The sequence below is a fragment of the Ensifer sp. genome, from assembly GCF_035999185.1.
In the GTDB taxonomy this organism is placed as follows: Bacteria; Pseudomonadota; Alphaproteobacteria; order Rhizobiales; family Rhizobiaceae; genus Ensifer.
In genome coordinates, this window is sequence record NZ_DASYHB010000001.1 from 1 (window position 1) to 1937 (window position 1937).

Genomic DNA, 1937 nt, shown 5'->3' on the forward strand with positions numbered 1-1937 from the left:
CCGGCCACAATGGCAAGCATCTGACGATGCAGGTAAAACAGATGGCTGCGGCCTGATTTATGCGGAATTCCTGAATGGCAATGGGTTTCATCAAGAGGATCTTCACCTTCGGCAAGAGCGAGGTGGAGGAAACGAAGCCGCAGGATGTGGCGCCGGAGGCAGACATCGTAGGCGTGTCGCCTGCCGAAACGCCGGCTGTGCCGGAACCCGCTGCCCCCGAGCACATCGCCCCGGCCGAAGCCGTCATCGACGAACAGCCGGCGACTGAAGAAACTGCCGAAGAACTGCTTGAGCCGCTGTCCGATATCGCAGCGCTGCCGCTTGCCGTGGAGGACCCGATCCTGCCGGCCGAGATCGAGACCGCAGGTGGGCCGGCGCCGGACGAGACGTCCAGCGAAGAGACCGTTGCATCAGCAGAGCCCGTCAGTGAACAGCACGGACTGTCGCCGGCGGCACAAGAGGCGCTCGAGGCTTACGGCAAGCTTCAGGAAACCGTGCCTGAAGAACCGCCCGTAGAGCCTGAAGACCTGGCCGAGCAGGAGGAGGTCGCCGACGCTGAAACGCAAGCGATCGACGAAGAAGCAAGCCACTTAGTACCCGCAGATGCGGAACCTGTCGAAGACGCCATCGCCAAGAGCAACACCGTTGCTGAGGCGCCGGTCCTCGAAGTACCGGTATCTGAAGCGCCGACCGAAGAGACGCACGTCGCCGAACAGCCAGTTCTCGAAGCACCTGTCGAGCCCGTCGCCGAGGCTGCCGCTGCACCCGCAAGCCTGCCCAAGGGCTTTGCGACAGCAGACAGCAGACCCAAGGAAGAGCCCACCGCACCGAAGGAAAAGCTCACCTGGTACCAGCGCCTGCGCCGTGGCCTTGCCCGCACCTCGTCGCAGCTGACCGGCCAGATCGCCAGCCTCTTTACCAAGCGCAAGCTCGACGAAGCGACGCTGCAGGATCTGGAGGACCTCTTGATCCAGGCCGACCTCGGCGTCGAGACGGCAATGCGCATTACCGATACGCTCGCCTCTGAGCGCTACGGCAAGGACGTTTCGGGCGAGGATGTCTCGCGCATCATGGCCGGCGAGATCACCAAGGTGCTTTCGCCCGTGGCCAAGCCGCTCGAACTCGACCTCAGCCACAAGCCGCATGTCATTCTTGTGGTCGGCGTCAACGGCACCGGCAAGACGACGACGATCGGCAAGCTCGCCGCGAAGCTTTCGGGTGCGGGCCTGAAGGTCATGCTCGCCGCCGGCGACACCTTCCGCGCCGCCGCGATCGAGCAATTGAAGATCTGGGCCGAGCGCACCAACTCCGACATCGTTTCTTCCAAGCTCGGCGCCGATGCCGCAGGCCTTGCCTATGAGGCCTTCCAGCAGGCGCGCGAAAAGAAGTCCGACGTGCTGATCATCGACACCGCCGGCCGCCTGCAGAACAAGGCGGAGCTGATGGCCGAGCTTGAAAAGATCGTACGCGTGCTCGGCAAGCTCGATCCCGACGCGCCGCACACCGTGCTGCAGACGCTCGATGCCACCACCGGTCAGAACGCGCTGCAGCAGGTCGAGATCTTCCGCAACGTCGCCGGCGTCAGCGGGTTGATCATGACCAAGCTCGACGGTACGGCGCGCGGCGGCATCCTCGTTGCCATTTCCGCCAAGCATAAGCTGCCGGTTTACTTCATCGGTGTCGGTGAAGGCATCGATGACCTGGAGCCGTTTGAAGCCAAGGATTTCGCCGAGGCAATCGCCGGCGTTGCCGCCTGACGAGGCCGTTGCGCCGGCGCACGTTTGCGCCGGCCCGTTGCCTTGATATGGTTTTGCCGCAAAGCTGGTGTTATGAGCAGCAGGCACATGCAGAAACAGGACCCCCAGATGTCGTCGATCGAGGCTTCCAAGCCGCAGAAGGAAATCAGCCCGTTGCTCAAGATGGTGCTGGAGCTTGGA

Annotated in this window: 1 protein-coding gene; it reads left to right on the plus strand. The window is 63.1% G+C overall.

Annotated features, from left to right (window positions below):
* The first annotated feature begins 74 nt into the window (after window positions 1-74).
* Entirely contained in the window at window positions 75-1757 is a 1683-nt protein-coding gene (gene ftsY, locus VGO04_RS00005; protein ID WP_327493899.1) for a signal recognition particle-docking protein FtsY, read from the plus strand.
* Window positions 1758-1937 lie beyond the last annotated feature (180 nt).

Excerpts from the sequence above, each read along its gene's own strand:
- ftsY (WP_327493899.1), top strand. The coding sequence starts at position 75 with ATGGCAATGGGTTTCATCAAGAGGATCTTCACCTTCGGCAAGAGCGAG.